The sequence below is a fragment of the Micromonospora sp. NPDC051006 genome (genome assembly GCF_044456245.1).
GTDB lineage: Bacteria > Actinomycetota > Actinomycetes > Mycobacteriales > Micromonosporaceae > Micromonospora.
Window position 1 is genome coordinate 263,016 of sequence record NZ_JBITFP010000005.1, and the last position, 21,404, is coordinate 284,419.

At 70.2% G+C, this 21,404-nt stretch carries 25 protein-coding genes; 12 read left to right on the forward strand and 13 right to left on the reverse strand.

Annotated elements, in window-relative coordinates:
* Nucleotides 1-100: 100 nt before the first annotated feature.
* Together ACIBBA_RS11925 and ACIBBA_RS11930 are read right to left on the reverse strand one after the other, a co-directional pair.
* Entirely contained in the window at nt 101-1,309 is a 1,209-nt protein-coding gene (locus tag ACIBBA_RS11925; protein WP_396696318.1) for a glycosyltransferase, read from the reverse strand.
* Between the two features lie 152 nt (nt 1,310-1,461).
* On the reverse strand, nt 1,462-2,100 hold the full coding sequence (locus tag ACIBBA_RS11930; RefSeq protein WP_396696320.1) for an HD domain-containing protein: 639 nt from the start codon (nt 2,098-2,100) through the stop codon (nt 1,462-1,464).
* Between the two features lie 330 nt (nt 2,101-2,430).
* Between ACIBBA_RS11930 and ACIBBA_RS11935 the strand changes: the two genes are divergently transcribed.
* A complete protein-coding gene (locus ACIBBA_RS11935) occupies nt 2,431-3,408 on the forward strand; it encodes a GlxA family transcriptional regulator (protein WP_396696322.1) in 978 nt (325 codons plus the stop codon).
* A gap of 154 nt (nt 3,409-3,562) precedes the next feature.
* Here ACIBBA_RS11935 and ACIBBA_RS11940 read toward each other — a convergent pair whose 3' ends face one another.
* Nucleotides 3,563-4,156: an NADPH-dependent FMN reductase gene (locus ACIBBA_RS11940; protein ID WP_396696324.1), complete on the reverse strand. Its 594-nt coding sequence runs from the start codon at nt 4,154-4,156 to the stop codon at nt 3,563-3,565.
* A gap of 107 nt (nt 4,157-4,263) precedes the next feature.
* Here ACIBBA_RS11940 and ACIBBA_RS11945 point away from each other — a divergent pair, with 107 nt between their 5' ends.
* Nucleotides 4,264-5,103: a helix-turn-helix domain-containing protein gene (locus ACIBBA_RS11945; RefSeq protein ID WP_396696326.1), complete on the forward strand. Its 840-nt coding sequence runs from the start codon at nt 4,264-4,266 to the stop codon at nt 5,101-5,103.
* A 164-nt stretch (nt 5,104-5,267) separates the two neighbouring features.
* The gene (locus tag ACIBBA_RS11950; RefSeq protein WP_396696328.1) at nt 5,268-5,627 is read left to right on the forward strand and encodes a YciI family protein; all 360 of its coding nucleotides are present in this window, start codon (nt 5,268-5,270) and stop codon (nt 5,625-5,627) included.
* Between the two features lie 21 nt (nt 5,628-5,648).
* On the opposite strand, the gene ACIBBA_RS11955 is transcribed toward ACIBBA_RS11950, so the two are convergent.
* The 3 genes from ACIBBA_RS11955 to ACIBBA_RS11965 form a co-directional block, all read right to left on the reverse strand.
* Nucleotides 5,649-6,857, reverse strand: coding sequence for an RNA polymerase sigma factor (locus ACIBBA_RS11955; protein WP_396696330.1), 1,209 nt, complete (start codon nt 6,855-6,857; stop codon nt 5,649-5,651).
* Nucleotides 6,858-6,954: 97 nt separating this feature from the next.
* The gene (locus ACIBBA_RS11960) at nt 6,955-8,028 is read right to left on the reverse strand and encodes an LD-carboxypeptidase (protein ID WP_396696332.1); all 1,074 of its coding nucleotides are present in this window, start codon (nt 8,026-8,028) and stop codon (nt 6,955-6,957) included.
* Between the two features lie 183 nt (nt 8,029-8,211).
* Nucleotides 8,212-8,658: a zinc-binding dehydrogenase gene (locus ACIBBA_RS11965; protein WP_396696509.1), complete on the reverse strand. Its 447-nt coding sequence runs from the start codon at nt 8,656-8,658 to the stop codon at nt 8,212-8,214.
* Here ACIBBA_RS11965 and ACIBBA_RS11970 point away from each other — a divergent pair.
* A complete protein-coding gene (locus ACIBBA_RS11970; RefSeq protein ID WP_396696511.1) occupies nt 8,539-8,787 on the forward strand; it encodes a MarR family winged helix-turn-helix transcriptional regulator in 249 nt (82 codons plus the stop codon). The two genes, ACIBBA_RS11965 and ACIBBA_RS11970, sit on opposite strands and share 120 nt — an antisense overlap.
* Before the next feature lie 13 nt (nt 8,788-8,800).
* Here the strand turns inward: ACIBBA_RS11970 and ACIBBA_RS11975 are convergent, their stop codons facing one another.
* Together ACIBBA_RS11975 and ACIBBA_RS11980 are read right to left on the reverse strand one after the other, a co-directional pair.
* On the reverse strand, nt 8,801-10,618 hold the full coding sequence (locus ACIBBA_RS11975) for a glycoside hydrolase family 15 protein (RefSeq protein WP_396696334.1): 1,818 nt from the start codon (nt 10,616-10,618) through the stop codon (nt 8,801-8,803).
* A gap of 34 nt (nt 10,619-10,652) precedes the next feature.
* Nucleotides 10,653-11,129: a hypothetical protein gene (locus ACIBBA_RS11980; protein WP_396696336.1), complete on the reverse strand. Its 477-nt coding sequence runs from the start codon at nt 11,127-11,129 to the stop codon at nt 10,653-10,655.
* Nucleotides 11,130-11,629: 500 nt separating this feature from the next.
* On the opposite strand from ACIBBA_RS11980, the gene ACIBBA_RS11985 reads away from it, so the two are divergent.
* Both ACIBBA_RS11985 and ACIBBA_RS11990 read left to right on the forward strand, forming a co-directional pair.
* Nucleotides 11,630-12,739: a hypothetical protein gene (locus ACIBBA_RS11985; protein ID WP_396696338.1), complete on the forward strand. Its 1,110-nt coding sequence runs from the start codon at nt 11,630-11,632 to the stop codon at nt 12,737-12,739.
* Nucleotides 12,730-13,386: an FtsX-like permease family protein gene (locus ACIBBA_RS11990; protein WP_396696340.1), complete on the forward strand. Its 657-nt coding sequence runs from the start codon at nt 12,730-12,732 to the stop codon at nt 13,384-13,386. The genes ACIBBA_RS11985 and ACIBBA_RS11990 overlap by 10 nt, the downstream gene beginning before the upstream one ends.
* 50 nt (nt 13,387-13,436) lie before the next feature.
* On the opposite strand, the gene ACIBBA_RS11995 is transcribed toward ACIBBA_RS11990, so the two are convergent.
* The gene (locus ACIBBA_RS11995; RefSeq protein WP_396696342.1) at nt 13,437-14,891 is read right to left on the reverse strand and encodes an alkaline phosphatase PhoX; all 1,455 of its coding nucleotides are present in this window, start codon (nt 14,889-14,891) and stop codon (nt 13,437-13,439) included.
* Between the two features lie 403 nt (nt 14,892-15,294).
* On the opposite strand from ACIBBA_RS11995, the gene ACIBBA_RS12000 reads away from it, so the two are divergent.
* From ACIBBA_RS12000 to ACIBBA_RS12015, 4 genes are read left to right on the forward strand one after another with little or no spacing between them, the layout of a single operon-like run.
* On the forward strand, nt 15,295-15,591 hold the full coding sequence (locus tag ACIBBA_RS12000; RefSeq protein ID WP_396696344.1) for an SDR family NAD(P)-dependent oxidoreductase: 297 nt from the start codon (nt 15,295-15,297) through the stop codon (nt 15,589-15,591).
* Nucleotides 15,592-15,648: 57 nt separating this feature from the next.
* Complete coding sequence (locus ACIBBA_RS12005) at nt 15,649-16,011, forward strand: DUF2089 domain-containing protein (RefSeq protein ID WP_396696346.1); 363 nt, start codon at nt 15,649-15,651, stop codon at nt 16,009-16,011.
* Nucleotides 16,008-16,268, forward strand: a complete 261-nt coding sequence (locus tag ACIBBA_RS12010; protein WP_396696348.1) for a hypothetical protein — start codon at nt 16,008-16,010, stop codon at nt 16,266-16,268. The genes ACIBBA_RS12005 and ACIBBA_RS12010 overlap by 4 nt, the downstream gene beginning before the upstream one ends.
* Before the next feature lie 22 nt (nt 16,269-16,290).
* Nucleotides 16,291-16,716 (forward strand): SHOCT-like domain-containing protein, encoded by a 426-nt coding sequence (locus ACIBBA_RS12015; protein ID WP_396696350.1) that lies wholly within the window; start codon nt 16,291-16,293, stop codon nt 16,714-16,716.
* Nucleotides 16,717-16,808: 92 nt separating this feature from the next.
* Here ACIBBA_RS12015 and ACIBBA_RS12020 read toward each other — a convergent pair whose 3' ends face one another.
* Nucleotides 16,809-17,564: a helix-turn-helix domain-containing protein gene (locus tag ACIBBA_RS12020; protein WP_396696352.1), complete on the reverse strand. Its 756-nt coding sequence runs from the start codon at nt 17,562-17,564 to the stop codon at nt 16,809-16,811.
* Between the two features lie 13 nt (nt 17,565-17,577).
* Here ACIBBA_RS12020 and ACIBBA_RS12025 point away from each other — a divergent pair, with 13 nt between their 5' ends.
* On the forward strand, nt 17,578-18,459 hold the full coding sequence (locus ACIBBA_RS12025; protein WP_396696354.1) for a DUF4097 family beta strand repeat-containing protein: 882 nt from the start codon (nt 17,578-17,580) through the stop codon (nt 18,457-18,459).
* A gap of 154 nt (nt 18,460-18,613) precedes the next feature.
* Entirely contained in the window at nt 18,614-19,450 is an 837-nt protein-coding gene (locus ACIBBA_RS12030) for an alpha/beta fold hydrolase (RefSeq protein ID WP_396696356.1), read from the forward strand.
* 124 nt (nt 19,451-19,574) lie between these two features.
* Here ACIBBA_RS12030 and ACIBBA_RS12035 read toward each other — a convergent pair whose 3' ends face one another.
* The 3 genes from ACIBBA_RS12035 to ACIBBA_RS12045 form a co-directional block, all read right to left on the reverse strand.
* A complete protein-coding gene (locus ACIBBA_RS12035) occupies nt 19,575-20,321 on the reverse strand; it encodes an alpha/beta hydrolase (RefSeq protein ID WP_396696358.1) in 747 nt (248 codons plus the stop codon).
* Nucleotides 20,322-20,392: 71 nt separating this feature from the next.
* Nucleotides 20,393-20,875, reverse strand: coding sequence for a nitroreductase/quinone reductase family protein (locus ACIBBA_RS12040; protein WP_396696360.1), 483 nt, complete (start codon nt 20,873-20,875; stop codon nt 20,393-20,395).
* Between the two features lie 129 nt (nt 20,876-21,004).
* The gene (locus tag ACIBBA_RS12045) at nt 21,005-21,361 is read right to left on the reverse strand and encodes a VOC family protein (protein WP_396696362.1); all 357 of its coding nucleotides are present in this window, start codon (nt 21,359-21,361) and stop codon (nt 21,005-21,007) included.
* Between the last annotated feature and the right edge of the window lie 43 nt (nt 21,362-21,404).

Sequence of the window (21,404 nt, forward strand, 5' to 3'; positions counted from 1 at the left end):
GCCGCAGCGTCGTGGGCTCACCGCCGACGCCGTACCGGGCCGGAGGATCGGTGGTCTCACGACCTTCGCCGGCGGCCTTTGCCTTCCCCGTTCGTGGTTTTCAGCGGCGAGCCGTCACTTCGACGATTTCGGCGATCGCTTCGAATGGGTCGTACTGGCCGATCTCCTTGGCCATGATCCCGGCCTGGGAGCGGTAGCCCGGTTCGTGCAGCACCGTCTGCACGGCGGCGCGCAACTCGGTCATCGCCGGGGTGCCGGTGCGCAGGTTGACGCCGGTGCCGCTCCACTCGACGCGGGCGGCCACCTCCGGCTTGTCCTCGCTGGCCCCGGCGACCACCAGCGGCACTCCGTGATACAGGGCGGTCTGCACCCCGCCGTAACCGCCGTTGGTGACCAGCGCGTCGGCGTGTGGCAGCAACCGGTCGAACGGCACGAAGCTGGCCAGCCGCACGTTCTCCGGGACACCGGCCAGGGCCTGGCGTACCAGGTCCGGCCCGTCCTCGCGTACGGTGGCGGCCACCACGAGGACGTCGAGGTCGGCGAGGGCACGCACCGTGGGGATGACCAGTTCGTGCAGATCGGTGTTGGCGACGGTGCCCTGGGTGACGACCACCACCGGCCGGCTGGCCGACAGTTCGGGCCACCATGCCGGCTCCGCGTAGTCGCCGCTGGGGGCTGGAGGAAGCGTACCGACGAACTGCAGGTGCTCCGGAAGGTCGCCGCGGGGGTACTCGAAGCCGGGCACGGTCAGCTGCAGATAGTGGTCCGTACGGTGGAAAGGCGCGTCGAAGAGGTAGTCGGGCATCGTCACGCCCAACGACTCGAGCGTCGCCTCGCCGAATCTCTGCAGCTCGGCGAAGACCTGGCGCACCTGAGCATTCATCGCTCGGTTGCGGGCGCGTGCCTCCTCGCCCGGCGTTGGCAGGATGCCGGCGCCGAACGCGGGAGTGTCCTCGCTCTGGATCAGCAGGGGGACAGAGCCCAGCGTCACGAGCGTCGGGCGTTCCTCCGGCGCGGCGGAGAGGCTGAGCACCGGTATCGACCAGAACCCAAGCTCACCGAGCACCACATCTGCGGGGAACGTGGCCAGCAGCGCCCGTAGACCCCGCACCTGCGCGGGCAGTTGGCCGAGGAAGAAATGCTCGAAGTCGAACGACAGCTGGGCCGGTCCTGGTGGCAGTGTGGCCCGCACCGGAAAGAGGCTGTCCAACTTCCGGTCGTCGAGGTCGGCCTCCGGCGGCAGGGCCTGGAATCGCGCTCCGATCGCCAGAGCGCGCTCCTCGAAGCGGGATCCGGTGTATACGACCACCTCGTGACCACGCCTCACCAGGTCCGCCGCGATCGTGAGGACCGGGCTCACGTGCCCCTGAAAAGGGGTCGCTCCAACTATCACCTTGGCCATTCAAGTCTCCTGCCGCACGGGGTCGAACGGTTCGTCGCGTGGCCTCGTGAGAGGTCCGATCAGCTCGGCCAGGGCGAACCGATGATGCGCTCGACCGTGGTCACGCGCTGGAAGCCGGGGATGAAGTGTTCGAGCACGTCGGAGTTCACGGTGCCGTTCGTGGTTTCGGGACGGTTGCTCAGCCCCTCGACGTAGGCCCGCAGAAACTCGTCCTTGAAGTTCCCTCGTGGATGGACGGCCAGAATTTCGTCCAGCTGATCGCGCTCCACCGCGTCCAGGCCGAAGCCGAGTACGTCGGTCAGTACACCGAGGTACGTGGTCGCGATTTCCGGCGCCATCCGGTCGGGGATGCCCGGGGTGGTGTGCAGCGCGATCGCCGTCCAGACGGTGTCGGCCGCGGCCGTCGAGAAACCCCGGTCCAGGAGGAACTTGCGTGCGTGGTCGGCGCTGTCGACTTCGAAGCGCTGCTCGACGTCGGAAAAGGGAGTCAGGAGGCCGGTGTCGTGGAACATGGCCGCCAGATAGAGCAGCTCCGGGTCCGGTTTCACGCCAATCTTCTGAGCGTGGATCAGGCTGAACAGGAAAACGCGTCGGGAGTGGTGGTAGATGAGAGGGCTGGTCGTCTCCCGGATGCGCCTGGTCGCTTCGGCGACCGCCGCTGTCTCCGGAATCTCCAACCCTGCGATGACCTCGGACATGATTTCTGACCTTCCGGGAGGGGTGTGCGGACCGTATGTCCGGCCTCCATGCTGCCCACCAATCGTCGCCCAGCGCCGCCTTCGTCCGGCCAGGAATCACCGATATCCGGACAGGTCGCCGTGCACAAATTCAGCCGAAGATCATGGATAGTTCGCTCACCTGCGATAGTCGTGACGTGGGTAACCCCGCCCGCGGGGATTCGCGTCATCTCCGGTAATTGCGTGCTACCAATAGACGGTGTCCGTGCCTTCCGTTTCGCCGATCCGACGGCGGTCAGCGCTGCCGGGTCCGGCCGCTCACCACGCGCATCCGGCTCCGAGCGGCCCGGAGTGGTGAAGGCTGGCCCCCATCGCGTCGCGATCTTCGTGTACGACGGAGTGACGTTGCTGGACGTCGCCGGTCCCGCGGAGGTGTTCAAGGAGGCGAACCGGTTCGGTGCCGACTACCGGATCATGCTGCTGTCGCCCACCGGCGCGGAGGTCATGTCGAACCTCGGGGTCCGGGTCGCGGTCGATAACGCCGTCTCCTCGCAGCCGGCCGTCGACACGTTACTGGTGGCCGGGTCCGACCTCTATCCACGCGCCCCTGTCCCCGGCCACTTGGCGGACGCCGCGCGGGTGCCGGCGGCCGTAGCCGGCCGGGTCGCGTCGATCTGCACCGGGGCGTTCGTCCTTGCCGCCGCCGGCCTCCTCGACGGCAAGCGCGCGACCACGCACTGGCAGGTCACGCACGAACTCGCCGCCCGGTGTCCGACATGCCGCGTCGAGCCCGACGCGATCTACGTTCGCGATGGAACCACGTACACCTCGGCAGGAGTGACGGCCGGCATCGACCTCGCGCTCGCTCTCGTCGAAGAGGACCACGGGCCCGACCTGGCGCGCGAGGTCGCGCGCGCCCTGGTGGTGTACATGCAGCGTGCGGGCGGCCAGTCCCAGTTCTCGGCGCCGTTGCAGGGACCGCCGCCCCGCTCGCCGGCGCTCCGCAGGATCACCGACGTGGTGACGGCCAACCCACGCGGCGACCACTCCCTCGGTGAACTCGCGAAACACCTCAACGTGAGCACCCGGCAGCTCACGCGGCTTTTCCACGACGAGCTGTCCACGACACCGGCCCGCTACGTGGAGAACATCCGATTCGACATGGCCAGGGCACTGCTCGACCAGGGACACACCGCGACGCAGGCCGCTACCCTCGCCGGGTTCCCCAGTTACGAGAGCATGCGCCGGGTCTTCGCCAGGAAGCTGTCGATCAGTCCCGCCGCCTACCAACGCCGGTTCAGCACGGCCCGCCGCGCCACCGCGGATTAGAGCCTTTCGGCTCGCCTGACGATCGACTGGTGCCGTCGAGGTGGGGCGGACGGTCGCGAAGGTCCGCCACACGCGGCGCGGACTCGGTCGACCCGCTGAGAAGGGCGTTGGCCAGCCTCCTGGCTGGCCGACGCCACAGTTGTTCGAGGGGCTCTCAGGCCGGGTACGGGACCGAGTTCCGTGCCGCATGCAAGGCGGCGGCCCACCAAGCGAGCTGGTCCAGCAGGGTCTTGGCAAATCCGGGAGCTTCCGGGTCCAGCGGTCGACCGTCTTCCCACGCCCTGAAGTAGTTCGGGAAGGCCAGACCATCGCGGATGGTCACCGCGTGCAGTTCGGTGAGCACGTTCTCCAGGTGGAGGACAGCGTGGCGGCCGCCAGCTGCCCCGCCGTAGCTGACGAAGGCGACGGGCTTGGCCCTCCACTGGGTGAAATGCCAGTCGATGGCCGCCTTCAATGACGCAGGGTAGCTGTGGTTGTACTCGGGCGTGACCACGATGAACGCGTCCGCGTCCCGCAGGTGGGACGTCAGGGACGCCATCCCGGCGGGGCGCGGGTAGGACTCGCCGGCGAACCTGGGGGAGGCTGCCGGCAACGACAGCGGGACCTCGACGTCGGCGAGATCGACGACGTCGATGTCGAACCCGCCGTGCTCGCGCGCTTGCTCGGCCACCCAGGTGGCTACGACAGGCCCGAACCGGCCCTCTCGAACGCTCCCGACAATGATCACCAACTTGTGCTTCTCGCTCATGCCTTCACGGTCCTTTGCCGGGACGATGGCAACCAGACCGGGCTTAGGCTGGCCCCCGGGGGGCCACCCTGCGGGTTCGCGGCGGGAGACCGACCTAGACTCGTGACATGGGCACGCCCCTGGGCGACTTCATCCGCGCCAAGCGCGACAACATCCAGCCGGAGTCGTTCGGGCTGCCGGATCACGGCCGCCGCCGGTCCCCTGGGCTACGACGCTCAGACCTCGCCACGCGTGCGGGAATCAGCGTCGAATACCTCACCCGCATCGAGCAGGGACGAGACCGCAACCCGTCCTCTGCCGTGCTCAGTTCACTCGCGAACGCCTTGAGCCTCGACGCCGCCGAACGCGATCACCTGCGCCACCTCGCGAAGATCACCGGCGGAGCGTGTGCGGGGCGCGGGCAGCCGGTGCCACCCAACCGCCATGTCCGGCCCACCGTGTTGCAGACCCTCCACCTTCTTGAGCCCGGTGTCGCATTCGTCACCAACCGCCTCGGCGACGTGCTCGCGTACACGAGTGCGTTCGAGGTGCTGATGCGTGGGATCGGGCTGCTCGAGAGCGGCACGCCCAACCTGACGCGCTACGTGTTCACCGATCCGCGCGCCCGGACGTTCTTCCCCGACTGGGACCAGGTGGCCGACGAGCGAGCCTTCGACCTGTGGCTCGGGCCGTCCGCGGAGACCTCTGAATGGTTCAGGGCCGAGCTCGCCCCCCTGGCCGGCAAGCAGTTCACCCGACGACTCAACCGCCACCTGCCCCCACCGCACGTCCCGCTCCGGCTCAACCACCCCATCGCGCACGAACTTCGGTGGCAGCGAGAGAAGCTCGAGTTGCCGAGAACCGACGCGCAGGAGCTGGTCGTTCTCCTGCCCGCCGATGACGCGACGGCACGGGCCATGCAACGGCTGCGCCGCGAACCCGGCCGCATCCTTCGCGCGGTCACGTAGCTCACGGCTACCGCCCTCCCGCCAACAACCCGCTACCGACTGAACTTCAGCAGGAGGCGGCGGCCGTCGGAACTTCGGCAGTCAATTCGGCGGGACCTGTCGAGGATTGGTGCCGGTCGTTCGTCACATGGACGACGCAGCGCTTCCAACCACGAGGAGCAACGATGAAGTACGCGATGCTGATCTTCGGCGACGACCGCGACTGGGCGACGCTGTCCCCGGCCGACGAGCAGGACGTGATGAAGCAGGTCTACGAGTGGTTCGAGCGGTGGCAGCCGACCGGCAAGATCGCCGACGGCGGCGCCGAGCTGCAGCCCAGGGATGCGGCAAAGACAGTGCGCGCCGAGGCGAACGGCCAGCCGGTGATCACCGACGGGCCGTACCTGGAGCTCAAGGAGGTCATCGGCGGGATCGTCATGTTGGAGTGCGACGACATTGACGAGGCGGCGCGGATCGCGGCGACCTGGCCGCTCGCCGCCGGTATGAGCGCGCTGGAGGTCCGGCCGGTGATGAGCCGCGAATAGCGGTGACGCGGGGCGCCGGTCTCACAGCCGGCGCCTCAGCTCACCCACCCGACGCGACATCAGCTCCCGTTCGGCCGGGTTCGTCGCCAGCTCCAGAGCCCGCTCCGCCGCCGTCAGCGCCTCGCCCGGACGGTCGAGCGTGCCCAGCAGGTCGGCCCGGGCGGCGTGCCACAGGTGGTAACCGGCAAGCCGGTCCCCGAGCGCGTCGACCTCATCGAGGGCCGAGGCCGGGCCCACCGCGAACCGCGTGGCCACCGCCCGATTCAGCAGCACGATCGGCGACGGGTCCAACGCGTGCAGCCGGTCGTACAGCGCCCGCACGTCGGCCCAGTTGGTGGCCTCGTACGAGGGGGCCAGGGCGTGGAGGGCGGCGATGCCGGCCTGCACCTGGTACGGCCCGGTCCGGCCCTGGCGCACCGCCGCCCGCAGCCGCAGCGCGGCTCGTTCGATCGCCGCCTTGTTCCACAGCCGCCGGTCCTGCTGGTCGAGCAGCACGATGCGGCCCCACGAGTCGAACCGCGCGTCGGCGCGGGCGTGGTGCAGCTCCAGCAACGCCGCCAGGCCGGCGGCCTCCGGCTCGCGGGGCAGCAGCTCGGCGAGTTGACACGCCAGCTCGACCCCCTCGCGGGCCAGCTCGCGCCGCTGGGCGGACCGGCCACTGGACAGATACCCCTCATTGAAGACCAGGTAGATCACCGCGAGTACGGCCGGTAGCCGGCCGGCGTACTCGTGCGGCTGCGGCACCTCGAACCGGACGCCGCGCTCCCGCAGCTGGCGCTTGGCCCGGGAAAGCCGCTGCGCCATCGTCCGCAGCGGCACCAGGAACGCGGCGGCGATCTCGGCCGTGCTCAGGCCGCTGGCGGCGTACAGCGTCAGTGCGACTCGGGCCGGCTCGGCGAGATCCGGGTGGCAGCACCCGAAGACCATGGCCAGTCGATCGTCGACGCCCGGTTCCGGCGGCGCTTCCGCGGCCAACTGTGCCACCTTCCCGCGGCCGACGGCGTCGCGGCGCAGCCGGTCCAGCGCCTTGCGCCAGCCCGTGGTGACCAGCCAACCGGTGGGGCTCTCCGGCAGACCCTCGTCGGGCCAGCGCTTGAGCGCCTCGGCCAACGCGTCCGACAGCGCCTCTTCGGCCCGGTCGAAGTCGCCGAGCCGGCGGCTGAGCGCGCCGAGCATGCCGGCCGCGTCCGTCCGCCAGATCCGGTCCAGCAGTTCTGCCACGTCGTCCACGGCACCAGGGTGCGACACCAGCGGGGCCGAGGCATCCCCGTCCGTACGTGTCGCGCTTGCCCCCCCGCCGCGCTGCCGCGTCACGTTCCGGGGCTGACTACCGGACGCCAGCCTCCACGGTCAGCGTCCCGGCCTCGGCGTCGATCGTGGCCCGGGCGCCGAGCGGGACGGTGAGCTGGCCGTTGCCGTGTCCGAGGCGGAGCCCGCCGAGCACCGGGACGCCGAGGTCGTAGAGACGGTCCCTGAGCACGGCCGCCGCATCCCACTCGCCGGGCTGGCCGACGCTGTTGGTGATCTGGCCGATCACCACCCCGGCAACCCGGCCCAGTACGCCCACCCGGCGCAGCTCGGTCAACATCCGGTCGTAGCTGTACGGTGCCTCGTCCACGTCCTCGAAGAACAGGATGGCGTCGTCGAAGTCCGGAACGTCCTTGGCGCCCAGCGAGGTCGAGATCAGGGTCAGACACCCACCGAGCAGCCGGCCGGTCGCCCGACCCGGCACCATGACCGAGGCGGCGGTCTCGGTCGGATCCCGGTTGATGGTGATCGGCGCGGTGGTCATGACCGACCGGCGCAGCGCCTCGGCCGACTCCGGACCGGTCCGGCTGTCCGTCCAGTTGACCATCGGGCCGTAGAAGCTGACCAGGCCGACCTCCCGCCACAGTCGACCGTGGATGCTGGTGATGTCGCTGAATCCGACGACCACTTTCGGGTCACGACGCAGGGCGGACACGTTCATCTGGTCCACGATCCGCTGGGTGCCGTACCCGCCACGGGCGGCGAAGACGGCCCGCACGCCAGGATCGGCGAACGCGGCGTTCACGTCGGCCAGCCGCTCGGCGTCGGTGCCGGCCAGGTAGCCGTACCTGGTGAAGACGTGCTGGCCCAATTCCACCTCCAGCCCCCAGCCCCGGAGGATCTCGATGCCGCGGTCCATGAGGGCCGGGCTCGGGGTGCCGCCCGGCGACACCACCCGAACGCGGTCACCGGGGACCAGGGCGCGGGCCCGGACCGGAGTACGCCCGCGCGGCGCCGCCTGAGCCGTCCCGGCGGTGCCGACCAGCAGCGCGCCACCGGCCGCCGCTGCCGCCCCGGCGTGCAGCACGCGCCGCCGGGACAGGGCCGCGGCGCCAGGTCCCGTCGTGGCTACACCCTCGTCAGAATTTCGCATCGGCGTCCTCTCCATCGTGCCGGGACCGGCGTTCCGGGCCGGCGACCCGTCAGGTGAGACATCGATGCTACTGATCGTCTGCAAGCGATCTGGATACCTTGGCGAGGGCGCTTCCGAGCCGTGGTCGGACCCCGGTCCAGGGTCCGACCACGGTCGCCGAGGCTGGCGGGGCTCGGCCTGGGCTCAGGGAACCAGCACCACCTTGCCGCCGGCGTGACCGCCGTCGCTGAGCCGATGCGCCGCCGCAGCTTCTGTGAACGGGAAGACGGCGGCGACGGTGGCGATCAGTTCGCCGCGGGCGAGCCGGTCGACGACCGCCGCGAGATCGGCTGCGGATCGCTGCTCCGGGCCGGCGGTGAAGACGACGCCGAGCTGCTCAGCTGCGCCGTCGGCGATGGTGACGATCCGGTCGGTGCCGCCGCGCAGTTCGATGGAAGCTGGCAGCGCGCCCTTGCCCGCCAGCAGCGGCAGGTCGACCTCGCCGTCGAGTTCGGCACCGACTCGGCAGGCATGACCCGAATCGTGCAGCGCCTCGAGCGCGCAGGCTACGTACGCCGTGTGCCGGATCCCGATGACCGCAGGGCTACCCGGGTCGAACCCACGCCGGCCAGCCTCGCCCTGCGCAGTCAGGTGGAGCAGATCTGGACGGACCTGGAACAGTTCACCGTCGGCGACATGACCGCCGAGGAACAGCGCGACGCCATCCACACCATGGAGCGGCTGGAGGGCAATCTGCTGGTAGCCCCCGCGGCCGAGTAGCGCCGCCACGGAATCACTGGTCGGCGGGGGCGTCCCGAATGGCGAGTGCGGCCTGGACGAGCGCGGCGTGGGTCAGCGTCTGGGGGTAGTTGCCGACCTGGGCGCCGGTCGCGGGGTCCAGTTCTTCGGCGTAGAGGCCGAGTGGGCTGGCGTAGTTGAGCATGCTCTGGAACATCTCGACCGCCTCCACGCGGCGCCCGGTGCGGGCGAGGGCCTGAACCAGCCAGAACGAACAGGGCAGAAATGCGCCCTCGGCCCCCGGGAGGCCGTCACGTCCCGGCGGATAGCGGTAGAGCAGGGAAGGGCCGGCGGAAAGCCTGTCCCGAACGGCGTCGATGGTGCCCCGCACCCGGGGCGACTCGACGCTCTCCAGGTCCAGCAGCGGCAGGACGAGCAAGGCCGCGTCCAGCTCAGCCGAGCCGAAACTGCGGACGTAGCTGGCCGCCGTCGGGTCGAAGCCGGATGCCCGGACCTCGGCGGCGATGGCGTCTCGTGCTTCCCGCCAGCGTCGGCGTTGGCGGTCTGGCAGGCGGTGAGTGTCGGCAATGCGCAGGGCCCGGTCCAGGGCGAGCCAGCCCATGAGCTTCGAATGTACGTGTTGGGCAGGTTGGCGGACCTCCCAGATGCCGGCGTCGGGCTCCTGCCAGCAACTTGCGACCACGTCGGCGAAGCCGCGCACCGCCCGCCACGTCTCGGTGTAGAGGCCCTGCCCAGCCTGCACGAACGCCCAGGCGGCGTCGATCACCCAGCCGTAACCGTCGAGTTGGTGTTGCCCGGCGGCAGCGTTGCCGATCCGTACCGGGACGCTGCCGAGATAGCCGGGCCAGCCGGGCAGTTCCCGTTCCGCTGGTACGTGGCGGCCGTGCAGGGTGAGCAGTGCCGGCAGGCGTGGCCGCTGCAGCCGGCTGGCGTGCAGCAGCCAGGCGAGGAAGCCGCGGGCCTCGTCGGGCTTGCCGACACTGAGGAACGCGCTGACGCCGATGCTGGCGTCGCGAGGCCAGACGTAGCGGTAGTCCCAGTTCCGTACCCCGCCGGGATCTTCGGGTAGCGACGTGGTGGGTGCGGCCACCGGCGCTCGCGACGGCGAGTAGGTCAGCAGCCGCATAGTCAGCAGGCTTCGTACGACGTGTTCCCGGAACGGCAGTGACCCGTCGATCTCGGCGGTCCAGGCCCGCCAGCGGTCCTCGTCCTCGGTGAGCAGGTCCCAGGCCCACGCGGGATCGACGTGGATCAGCGGTTCGCGGTAGGCCACGGCCAGCACGAGGGTGACCGGCCGGCCCGGTCTGACCCTGACCAGGGCGGGCCGGCCTGGCTCGATGGCGAGATCGGGTGCGCTGCTCAGAGAGACCGCGAGCGACCCCCACTGACACACCGGGGCCGGGTGCCGATGGCGCACTCGGGGCCGGCGGTGCCGTACGCCGAGGCGGGGATCGAACTCGACGACGGCGTCCACCTCCGCATCCTCGGTCGACAGCCGCCGCACGATCAGGGTCGTGGGCAGCAGGCGGCCGCTGACCTCGGCCACCATGGCCTCGGTGAGGGTGAGCCGGCCGCTGCCCACCGCCCAGGTCGTCTCCAGAGTGGCGGTGTACTGCCGGTAGCGCCGTTCGACGACCGTAGCCGGTCGGGCCGGGCCGACCCGGAACGTTCCCGCGTCAGGGCCCCCGATCAGCCGGCCGAACAGGGGCTCGCCGTCGAAGCGGGGCACGCAGAGCCAGTCGATTCCGCCGTCACTGGCTACGAGGGCAGCGGTGCGGGTGTCACCCAGCAGCCCGTAGTCGCTGATCGGCGCTGGGGGCGGGGGACGCGTCGGGTCGGACCCACCGGTCATGGAGATCGCTTCCTGACGAGTCGTGGGGCGCGGGTCAACGAGCTTGAAGGAGCATTCCGAGGACCACCCCGTAGATGACGTGGACGACAGCCACGACCGCGGGGGTCTGGATGCCGTAGTTGACGGCGAACAGGCCGGGCGGCTCCAGCACGGCGGTGCTGGCCGGGCCCGCCCGCTGGGAAGCCATGCGCGGGTGGACACCCGGAAGCAGCGGCAGAAGCACCGTCAGCGCGATCCCGACGTGGACGGTCCCGAGCAGCGCGCCGGTCCACCAGGTCGAACGGTTCAGCAGGGCAAACGTGGCGGCGTAGCCGAGGGCGAAACCCTGACCGGCGCAGAGGTGCATGAAGAACCCGACGACCCGGGCCCGATCGGGATCCTCGGTGACGAGAGTCCCGAGCACCAGGGGAAAGTCGAGACGAGTGAGGCCGGCCAGTTGAGCTGTGATCAGCGCTGCGGTCAGCGCCGCGGTGGCGACCAACCCGAACAATGCCCATCCGGCCCAGTCCATCTCAACGGTGCTGGACGCCGCGCGCGTTGTCGATCGGTGATGTTCGCTCGGTCATCGGTCCGTCCTTCGCCTGAAACATGAAGGCTGGCGGCCTGATCAGAACGCCCTCGTCGTACCTCGACGGCAGTGGCCGCGCCGATTTTTCACCCTAGGCCCTCGGGCTGTGAGATGCGGCCTGCTCGCCGACATACGACCGTCGCCGGGACGGCGCCCACCAGGTGGATGATCGCCGGCCTGGTTGGGGAGGAGCCCGAGGCTACGGTGCCGCAGCAAGGGCTTTCGATGCGCGTCGGGTGCCGGTGACCTTCGGATGACGGCGTGGATAGAGAAATTGACCGGTGGTCATGTAGCTTCATATTTCGTGCCGAGCAATACGGGGGCTGGGCGATGAGACATCCGCTTCTTGTTTCACGGATTCTGCACGGTCTGCCGTTGTCCACTGTCCAATGAGCGCCGGCGGCGACGGCCCGATCGGGCGCGGCGCTCCACAAATGCTGCGGATGGTCTGGTCACAGCTGCGGAACACGCCCGGCCGGAGCATGGCGGTGTTCGCCGCCGTGCTGGTCGCGACCACCGGGTTCACCGTGCTCACCGGTGCCGCCAGCACCTCCCGGCTGGTCGCCCAGGGCTCCGTGGACGGGCAGTTCCGGCCGTCGTACGACATCCTGGTCCACCCCTCGGCGCCGGTCACCGGCCTGCTCGACCAGGCCCGACCCGCCGCGGCCTACGGTGGCATCGAGCTGGATCAGTGGCGGCGGATCGAGCGGATCCCCGGGGTCGAGGTGGCCGCCCCGCTGGCGGTTCTCGGGCTCGCCGATATCCGACCAGAGCTGCTGGTGGACCTGACCGACCAGCTCGACCGGTCGGCCGAGCGGCAGGTCATCGAGGTCGCACCCCGGATCAGCGGGGACCGCAGGCTGAGCACCCTGACCGCCGCGCCGACCTACGTCTACGTGTCCCGCCGGCCGCTGGTGCCGCTGTCCAGCACCAGCGGTTCCTGGTTCGTCTACACCGACGGCACCCGGGTCAGGCAGTCCTCCTCCGCCGCCGAGTGCCCCGGCACGGGTGGCGGTGGCAGTCTGGAGGTGCAGCCCGACGGCCGGCGCCGGCAGGTGTGCAGTTCCGCGATGGGCAGCTTCGACCCCGACGATCGGCGGACCCAGGTCAGCGAGGTGCAGGCGTACCAGTCGCTCCCGGACGGCACGTTCCGGATGGCCTCCGTCTTCACCTCCGGCCGCCCGGCCTCCGTGGTCCGCGCCACCGCGCGGCTGCAGGTCCGACTGCCGGCGGTGCTACCGGTGCTCGTCGCCGGGATCGATCCGGCGGCCGAGGCGCGCCTGGTCGGCCTTGACCGGGCAGTTCGTCAGGGCCGCTACCTGACCGGCACCGACCAGGTCGCCCCGGCGGCCCGGAACACCTCGCTCTCCCCGTTGCCGCCGACCGGTCCGGCCGGCCGGACCCTACCGGTGCTCGCCGCCGCCGACCTCGCCGTGGACGAGCGGATCGACCTCGCCGTGTCCCGGCTGACCGGCCGGACCGGCGGCCGGGTGCCCGGGGCCGCGACGAAGGCGCTCTGGCCACGCTGTGCGTACCGATCGCGGTGTTGCTGACCGCGGCGGCCAGCGCCCTGCCCGCGTTGCGGGCCGCCCGTACCCGCTCCGCGGAGGCGCTCCAGGCGAGCGCGGCGCCCGCCCGCCGGGCCCCGGCACGGAGCTTCGCCGGGCTCACGGTGGCCAATCTGGTACGGGCACCGGCGCGCACCCTCGCCGGGGCGGTGAGCCTCGCGGCCGGCGTCGGCGCGGTAACACTGATCGCCGCCGCGCTCTGGGCGTTCGACGACGGCATGGTCGGCTCGCTGCTCGGTCAGGCGGTCTCGGTGCAGGTGCGCGGGGTGGACCTGGTGGCGGTCGGCGGAGTGCTGCTGTTCGGGGTGCTCGGCGTGGCCGACGTGCTCTACCTCAACGTGCGGGAACGGTCGGCCGAGTTCGCCACGCTCCAGGCCGTCGGCTGGCCGTATTCGGCGCTCAACCGGCTGCTGGTCTACGAGGCGCTCGGCGTCGGGGCGCTCGGCTGCGTTCTCGGGGTCGCCGCCGGCCTCGGCTCGGCGGCCCTGCTGGTCGGCGGGGTGGACGGCCGGCTGGCGGTACTGGCGCTGGCCGTGACCGCGGCGGCGCTGCTGCTGACCGTGCTCGCCGCACTGGCCCCGGTGATCCTGATCCGGCGGCTGCCGACCGCCGCGCTGCTAGCTGACCAATGAGGACCCGGTGGGGGCCAGGCGGATCGCCTGACCCCCAGTCGGTTCGGCTGTCAGCCCAGGTACTTCTCCCACGGGCCGGTGATGGCCAGGGTGAGGCCGGGGTCCTGCATGTTGACGAAGAGCACCTTGCCGTCGGCGCTGAAGGTCGGCCCGCAGAACTCCGAGTCGTTGAGCTGGTTGCGGGCGATCGCGTAGGTGGGGCCGCCCGGAAACGCGCTGAGTACGTGGGAGGCGCCCGAGCCGTCCTCGGCGAGCACGAGGCTTCCCCACGGGGTGACGGTCACGTTGTCCGGGCCGTCGAAGGTGAGGTCGTTGTACTTGACCGGCGTGCCCTCCTCCGACGCGGTCTGGTGCGGGAAGTACGTCACCAGCTGGATGGTCTGGGCCCGGTAGTCGTAGAACCAGACCATGCCGTCGTGCGGAGCGGCGTCCGCCGGGAGGTCACCGTCGTCCCACGCGTAGGAGTTGACCACGTAGACGCCCTCGTCGGTGCCCCACACGCCCTCGAACTTGCGTCCGCGGGTGACCTGGCCATCGGCGAACTGCTCGCGCACCGTCGTGGTCCGCGCGTCGCGCTCAGGCACCTCGATCCACCGCACGGGGAAGGGGCGGCCCAACTGAGCGGAGGTCAGGTAGGCGACGTCCGGCAGCACCGAGCCGTCGTCCATGATGATCTGCATCGCGGCGAGGACGCCGGCGTTCGGGGCGAGGCGGGTGAGCACACCGGGACCGAGCTTGACGCCGCGGGGCGCGGTCCAGCGGTAGAAGAGGCCGTTAGGCCCGTCGGCGTCCTCGGAGAGGTAGATCTTGGTGCGGTCCTTGTCGATCGCCAGGGCCTCGTGGGCGTAGCGGCCCAGGCACTTGATCGGCCTCGGGTCCGCGCTGCCGTCGGCCCAGACCTCGAAGACGTAGCCGTGATCCTTCTGGAAGACGCCGGACCGGCCGTCCTCCTCCCAGTCGTCCCCGGCCCGGTCCTCGGTCTCCTCGCAGGTCAGCCACGTCCCCCACGGGGTGGGCCCGCCCGCGCAGTTGCCGACGGTGCCGGAGAGGGCGACGAACTCACCGAGGTTGCGACCGGCGCGGTCGGTCCGGATCACGGTGCAGCCGCCGGCGTCGACCGCGCCCGGGTCGTAGACGGTGCCCTTGACGTGCGGTACGCCGAACTCGGCGCCCGGGTCGATCTCGTGGTTCTGGATGAGGGTGTAGCGGCCGTGGCCGCCGTCGTAGACGGCCATGCCGTCGTGGTCGGCCGGGGTCACGCCCTGGCCGCGGTCGAGACGGGTGACGCCGGCCCGGGTAACCACCGTGTAGCTGAAGCCCTCGGGCAGGGCCAGGACGCCCTTGGGGTCGTCCACGAGCGGCGGGAAGGGCACGTGGCCGGCCCCGGCCGGCGGATTGGGCCGGCTCGGGTGGGCCTGGGCCAGGGACGGGAAGCCGCCGGCGACGGCAAGCCCCACGCCGGCGGCGGCACCGCCGGCGAGGAAGGTACGACGAGAGGAAGGCACGTAGATCAGCTCCTGGTCAAGACAAGTGTGACGGTGTGACAGCCAACTCCTGCGGTCGGACACCGACGCGTCACTCATGGGATCGATCGGTGACATCCGAGTGAAGAGTCAGGGCTACTCACGCGTCGCCCAGGCGGCGGCGTCAGGGTGCGGCCACGCTCCAACTGCCTTTCTGGCCTGCTCGCCGAGTGATGCGCCGCCCGGTCGCGGGCACGCCTGCGGCGGCACGGCGGGCGCTTGCGCACTCCGGCCGGCTGGCCGCCGTCGCACCTCTCGACCGATACCCCTCAGGTATCGGTCCTTGCCGAATTGATCATTGTTGCCGCAGCTCCCGCGAGGTGCACTGGCGTGGCGGGCGGTCAACTGACCGGCCGATCACCGCAGCAAATCATGGGAGATTGAAATGGGTCAGCTCGACGGCAAGGTCGCGGTGGTGACGGGTGCCAGCGAAGGCATCGGGTTCGCCAGCGCGTTGCGTTTCGTCGAGGAGGGTGCATACGTCTGTCTCCCCGGGCGGCGCAAGCCGGAACTCGACGAGGCGGTGGCGCGGATCGGCGCGGCCCGCGCCACCGGGGTGCAGGGCGATGTGACGGACCTGGCCGACCTTGACCGGCTCTTTCGCACGATCGACGCCGACGGACGCCGGGTCGAAGTCCAAGGTCAGCTTATGAAAATTAAGGTTTATGCGTTGACACCTTGAAAAAATCAAGTTAGAAATGAATGGCAGGCAGGTAGTCGAGGGTGAGGGGAGCCGAGCGTGGACTGGCAGGAGCTGACGGACCTGACGCGCGGGCAGCCGTTCGTGGTCGAACGGGTCCGCCTCGCCGGCAGCGGCGTCGTGGTCGAGGGTCAGTTCGAGCCGCCGCAACTGGCTCAGCTCAGCGTCGACGACCAGGTGTTCGTTGCCGCGTTCGTACGGTCGCACGGCTCGATCAAGGAGATGGAGCGGATCTTCGGGGTCAGCTACCCGACGATCAAATCGCGGCTGAACCGGATCGCCGCGCACCTCGACTTCGTCGACACCGACCCGGCGCCCACCGGCGCCGACGTCGTGGATCGCCTGCGGCGGGGAGAGATCAGCGTCCAGGAGGCGCTGGCCGAGCTGGGGAGGTCCAGGTGATCCCGCAGCTGGTGACGTACCGCCAGCGCCGTCGCGACGGCCGCTGGCTGCGGCTGTACGTCCCGGTCGTGCCGGTCGTGCTGCTGCTGTCGCCGCTGCTGCTGGTGGCCGTGCTGGCCGGACTGGTCGCCTGCCTCGTCTTCCGGGTCAGCCCGGTGGGTGCGCTGCGCGGCACCGGGCAGCTGCTGTGGGCGCTGCCCGGCACCCGGTTCGAGATCCAGCAGGGCCGAATGGCCGTGCTGGTCAGTGTCAGGTGAGTCAGAAGGAGGAGGGGCGACCATGCACGAGCAGCGCCGCCAGGTCCTGGAGATGCTGGCCGAGGGCAAGATCACCGCGGATGAGGCCGAGCGGCTGATCGACGCCCTCACACGGGAGCAGCCCGAGTCGCCGCCGGGAGCCGCGTCCCGTCCGAAACCTCGACCCAAGTACCTGCGCGTGGTGGTCAACTCGGAGGACGACTTCGACGGGCCGGGCCGGATCAACATCCGAGTCCCGCTGCAGCTGCTGCGCGCCGGGGTCCGGCTCACGAGCCTTATTCCTCCGCAGGCGCTCACCAAGGCCAATTCGGAGCTGAACAAGTCAGGGGTGCCGATCGATCTCACCCAGCTCAAGCCGCAGCACATCGAGGAGCTCATCGACCAGCTCGACGACGTCACCGTCGACGTCGACCAGCCCGACGCCAAGGTGCAGGTGTTCTGCGAGTGACACCGCGCCACTGCCGGACGCTCGCCCGGACCACGGGGTCGGGCGGCCGTCCGGCCGCGGGCGTCTTTCGCCGGGTGCAGTTGCGGGATCGCCTAGCCGTGGTCTGCGCCTCGCTGGGTGATGTCGTTTGAGGCTGCTGCGGGTCTGGTGTGGAGGACTTCGCGGGCCTGTTCGGCGGCGCGGGTGACGCTCTCGCTGATGAAGTCGAGGAACCGAGCAATGTTCTCCAGGCGGGTCGCGGCGGGGGTGTGCGGGCCGAGGACGGCGACGCCTTGGCGTGCGGTTTCGACGAGCTGGTCGTTGGATCGGGCGCTGGCGATCGTCGCCTGGTAGAAGAGTTCGTCGTCGACGACGTAGCGGTCGCGGCGGCGTTCGTCGCGTTCTCGGCGGACGAGGCTCTGGCCCTCCAGGAAGGCGATCGCCTTCGAGATGGACGCCGGGCTGACCTGGAGGCGCTGGGCGAGTTGGGACGCGGTGAGGCTGCCCGCGTCGGTGGTGAACAGGCAGGTCAGCACCCGGGCTGTCATCTTGGTCAGGCCTGAAGCCATGAGGACGGTCGTGAGCGTCTCCTCGTACTCGGCCACGGCCTCGGCGTCGCGTCCGTGCGGCTGAGGGAGCGACTCCGGTCCTCGGGACGAGGCGGGCCGGCGCCGGTGAGCGCGACGTTCGGTGGCGCGGTGGGCCAGGTCGGCGCGGTAGGCGGTGGGGCCACCGTTGCGCATCACCTCACGCGTGATCGTCGAGGTGGGCCGGTCGAGGCGTCGGGCGATCTCGGCGTAGGGGAGGCTGTCGGCCAGCCCCAGCGCGATCTGCTGGCGTTCCTGCTGGGTGAGCCTGCCTCCCGGCATCACGATCTCCTTGGTGATCCTTCTGATGGTCTCTGACCCTCAGAAGATAGCGTTCACGCTCATCCATTGCAACGTTCGGAGCCTCGTCGTTGCGTTGCATTCAGAGCCGTTGCAACAGTTGCAGCATCTTGACCTGCATAGACACCACATCAGCGCAACGAATGTGTTGCCGCATTCTGGAAAGCAACGTAGCTTTTCCGGTGTCAGAAACACCAAGCGAGCACGGGAGAGCGCGATGCAGAAGTTCGACACCCCCGCCCCGATCTCCGCCGTCCTGGCCATCCCCGCCGGACGCATCCAGTTCATCGCCGCCGACCGGGCCGACACCACCGTCGAGGTCCTGCCCGCCGACCGCTCCAAGAGCCGCGACGTCAAGACCGCCGAGCAGACCACCGTCGACTACGCCGACGGCGTGCTGCGTATCCGCACCCCCCAGAACCAGCTCTTCGGCCCCTCCGGATCCCTGGAGGTCACCGTCCAGCTGCCCGCCGGCTCCCACGTCGAGGCCAAGACCGGCGCCTGCGAGCTCCGCGGCGTCGGCCGCCTCGGAGACGTCGCGTTCGAAGGGGCGTACCGACAGACCAAGATCGACGAGGCGGCGAGCGTCCGCCTCGCGGCGATCGACGGCGACGTCGAGGTCGGCCGGCTCAACGGCCCGGCGGAGATCAGCACCACGCGGGGCGACATCCGGATCGCCGAGGCCGTGCGCGGCGCGGTCGTGCTCAGCACCCAGTCCGGCGACATCTCGATCGTCGCCGCCGCCGGTGTCTCGGCCGCACTGGACGCCGGCACCGGCTACGGCCGCGTCAGCAACGCCCTCAAAAACGATGGAACCGCTGAACTCGACATCCGCGCCACCACCTCCCACGGCGACATCAGCGCCCGCAGCCTCTGACGAGGCAGGACCAGGACCATCGGGCCGGGCCCACCGCGATCGAGATCCTGTCGGTCCTCGCCGACGACGCGGCCGCCCGTCCCGATGGCCCTGCGATCCACGTGCAGGGCCCGGAGAAGTCGTACCAGACGCCCAACCCGACCAGGTGGAGAACATGACGAAGAAGAGCACTTCCTCGACCAGTTCGAAGTGGACCGGCATGGTGCCGGTGGACGACACGGCCCTGGCCGTCACCGACACCGGCGGTCCCGGTGTCCCGGTGGTCTACCTCAACGGCCAGTTCGCCACTCAGGGGTACTGGCGGCGGGTCATCGCCGAGCTGGGGACGGGGTGGCGGCACATCACCTACGACGAGCGGGCTCGCGGCAAGTCGAAGCGCTCGGCGGACTACTCCTTCGACGCCGCCGTCCGGGATGTCGATGCCGTTCTCGCGGCCCGGAGCGTGGACCGGGCGTTGCTGGTGGGCTGGTCCTACGGAGCATTCGTCGCGTCGCACTGGGCCAGCCGGAATCCGGACCGTACCGTGGGCGCGGTCCTGGTCGACGGCGCGTTCCCGCACGACTGGCTCGACGAGGCGATGGAGCAGCGGATCCGGAAGCTGTTCCGGCGGATGGGCTGGTTCCTGCCGCTGCTGCGCCCGACGGGCCTGACCCCGCGGATGACCGCGGAGCAGCAGGCGAACAGCAACATCGAGATCGGCGTGATCTCCCGCGAGCGCGAGCTGGGCCCCGTGCTGGACAACATCACCGTCCCGGTGCGGTACGTGGTTGCCTCGGGGACGTCGTTCGGAAGCCGCGGTGATGAGCAGGAACGGATACGCGCCAGCCTCGACACGGTGATCGTCCGCAACCCCAACATCAAGATCAGCGCGAAGCTCGCCAGCAACCACGGTGCGATCCTGCGCAAGGGCTTCCCGGCCATCGCCGAGGCCGTACGAGAGGTCGCCGCCCTCGACCGCGAGGCGGCGCGGAAGACCCGACCAGCGGACTGACGACCACAGCGGTCCTCGCCACCGTCGTCCAGCTCAACCGCGTCCGGGTCGTGTCAGGGCAGCAGCCCTTGGCGCGAGCCGGACGCGGTGAAGCTGTAGCGGCCGAGCCCGTCGAGATCGGGTGTCATCCGTGGATCAGGGTTTTGATGTCGTCGAACAGCCGGTCGTGAGCGGCGGCCGCCGCTGGGGAGGTCAAATCCATGTCCTGGATGAAGCCGTGCTCGAGTCCGGGCTCCTGCCGGTGGATCACACGTACCCCGGCGTGCGCCAGTCGCTGCCCATAGGCGTTGCCCTCATCGCGCAACGCGTCGTGCTCGGCGGTCACGATGAGGGCGTCCGGCATGCCGCGCAGGTCCGCCACCAGCAGCGGGCTGCCGAGCGTCTGGTCGGCGGGATCGGGAGTCCACTGCGAGATCGCCCAGGTCAGGAAGTCGGCGTCCAGCGCGTAGCCGGACCCCTTCTCCGCGATGCTGGGCTGCGAGAGCGTCAGATCGGTGTTGGGGCAGATCAGGACCTGGACGGCGGGTAGGACATCACCCGCGTCCCGTAGCCGCAGGCAGGCCATGGTGGCCAGGTAGCCGCCCGCGCTATCTCCGGCCACCGCGAAGGGCCGGGCCCAGCGCAGCACCGCCGCCACATCCTCAGTGGCGATGGGGTAGCGATACTCGGGCGCGCGCCGGTAGTCCACGGCCAGCACCTCGACATCGCAGGCATCGGCGATACGGCGGCAGGTCCGGTCATGGGTGTCCAGGTCACCGAGGACGAAGGCGCCGCCGTGTGCGAACACCATCAGCGGCCGCGCCTGCTCGCAGGGCCGGTAGTGGCGCAAGAGAAGCCCGTTCGGACCGGCGAGATCTTCCACGCGGGTCATCACGGGCCCTCGGGGTCGGTCTGCGGCTCGCCGACGTGAGCCTTCGCGCAGTTCCGACACATCGGGCAGGCTCACGGTGCGGCATCTCGTTTCCGGGGCTCCAGGACCACCACCGCGGTCTCGGACGACCGCAGCGCCGCGAAGGCGTCGAGGTTCGTGTCGATCTCGCGCCAGCGGGCCCACAGCCGCAACCGCTCGTCGCCCGTTGCGGCGCGTCCACGTACCAGCCGCCGCCCGCCGACCATGTCGACGGTCGCATCCGGATGCGTCTGCAGGTTGAGCCACCAGGCGGGCTCACCCTCGCCCCAGCCATTCATGGCCAGGGTGAACAGGTTTGGCCCGTCGTCCAGGTACGCGATGATGACGCTGCGCTGCTGGCCGGTGCGGCGCCCGGTGGTGGTCAGCCGCAGGGTGCCCCAGCGGTTGGCGCGGGGCCGCCAGAGTCCGACCCGGCCGCCGGAGACCCGGTACAGGCGCCGGTGCACCCACCAGGCCGACCGGATGAACCAGCGCGGCGGAAGCTTCGGTTTCTCCGCTCGATTTTCGTCCGACATGACGACCTCCCACGCCTACCAGGCGATCGTACGAACAGGGTGCCAGCCGCTGGAACCCGCTGGCGCGCTTCGCTTCCCCCGCGTTCCACCGCAAGTCTGGTCGATGAGCGCGCCCCCTGTACGCCCCCGTCAGCCGTAGTACTGCACGAGGCAGAACTCGTGGTCCTCCGGGTCGGCCATGACGACGACCACACCCTCGTCATAGTCGTGCCGTTCACCGGTGAACCGGCCTCCGAGACCGACGACCATCATCATGGCCTCGTCGATGTCGTCGACGGAGACGTCGAGGTGGATCCGCACCTTACCTAGTCGGGGCTCCGGCACTGGCTGGAAAACCAGCCGCGGCTGAGGGTCACCCCGCTCGCCCAGGTAGACCCAGCCCTCCTGCGACGGCCCGGGCTTCCGACCGAGCAGGCCACCCCAGAATCGGGCTACCCGCTCGGGATCACGGCAGTCGATCGTGACACCGGACCAGACGTTCGCCATGTACTGATCCTGACAGTGCGCCGGTGGGTGCGTCGGATGGCGG

Coding starts and splice junctions, on each gene's coding strand:
- ACIBBA_RS11985 (WP_396696338.1), top strand. CDS start 11,630: ATGGTCTGGTCACAGCTGCGGAACACGCCCGGCCGGAGCATGGCGGTG.
- ACIBBA_RS11960 (WP_396696332.1), bottom strand. CDS start 8,028: ATGCGAAATTCTGACGAGGGTGTAGCCACGACGGGACCTGGCGCCGCG.
- ACIBBA_RS12000 (WP_396696344.1), top strand. CDS start 15,295: ATGGGTCAGCTCGACGGCAAGGTCGCGGTGGTGACGGGTGCCAGCGAA.
- ACIBBA_RS12015 (WP_396696350.1), top strand. CDS start 16,291: ATGCACGAGCAGCGCCGCCAGGTCCTGGAGATGCTGGCCGAGGGCAAG.
- ACIBBA_RS11970 (WP_396696511.1), top strand. CDS start 8,539: ATGACCCGAATCGTGCAGCGCCTCGAGCGCGCAGGCTACGTACGCCGT.
- ACIBBA_RS11980 (WP_396696336.1), bottom strand. CDS start 11,129: ATGGACTGGGCCGGATGGGCATTGTTCGGGTTGGTCGCCACCGCGGCG.
- ACIBBA_RS12030 (WP_396696356.1), top strand. CDS start 18,614: ATGACGAAGAAGAGCACTTCCTCGACCAGTTCGAAGTGGACCGGCATG.
- ACIBBA_RS12035 (WP_396696358.1), bottom strand. CDS start 20,321: ATGACCCGCGTGGAAGATCTCGCCGGTCCGAACGGGCTTCTCTTGCGC.
- ACIBBA_RS11975 (WP_396696334.1), bottom strand. CDS start 10,618: ATGACCGGTGGGTCCGACCCGACGCGTCCCCCGCCCCCAGCGCCGATC.
- ACIBBA_RS11930 (WP_396696320.1), bottom strand. CDS start 2,100: ATGTCCGAGGTCATCGCAGGGTTGGAGATTCCGGAGACAGCGGCGGTC.
- ACIBBA_RS11950 (WP_396696328.1), top strand. CDS start 5,268: ATGAAGTACGCGATGCTGATCTTCGGCGACGACCGCGACTGGGCGACG.
- ACIBBA_RS12040 (WP_396696360.1), bottom strand. CDS start 20,875: ATGTCGGACGAAAATCGAGCGGAGAAACCGAAGCTTCCGCCGCGCTGG.
- ACIBBA_RS11945 (WP_396696326.1), top strand. CDS start 4,264: ATGGGCACGCCCCTGGGCGACTTCATCCGCGCCAAGCGCGACAACATC.
- ACIBBA_RS12045 (WP_396696362.1), bottom strand. CDS start 21,361: ATGGCGAACGTCTGGTCCGGTGTCACGATCGACTGCCGTGATCCCGAG.
- ACIBBA_RS12020 (WP_396696352.1), bottom strand. CDS start 17,564: ATGCCGGGAGGCAGGCTCACCCAGCAGGAACGCCAGCAGATCGCGCTG.
- ACIBBA_RS11940 (WP_396696324.1), bottom strand. CDS start 4,156: ATGAGCGAGAAGCACAAGTTGGTGATCATTGTCGGGAGCGTTCGAGAG.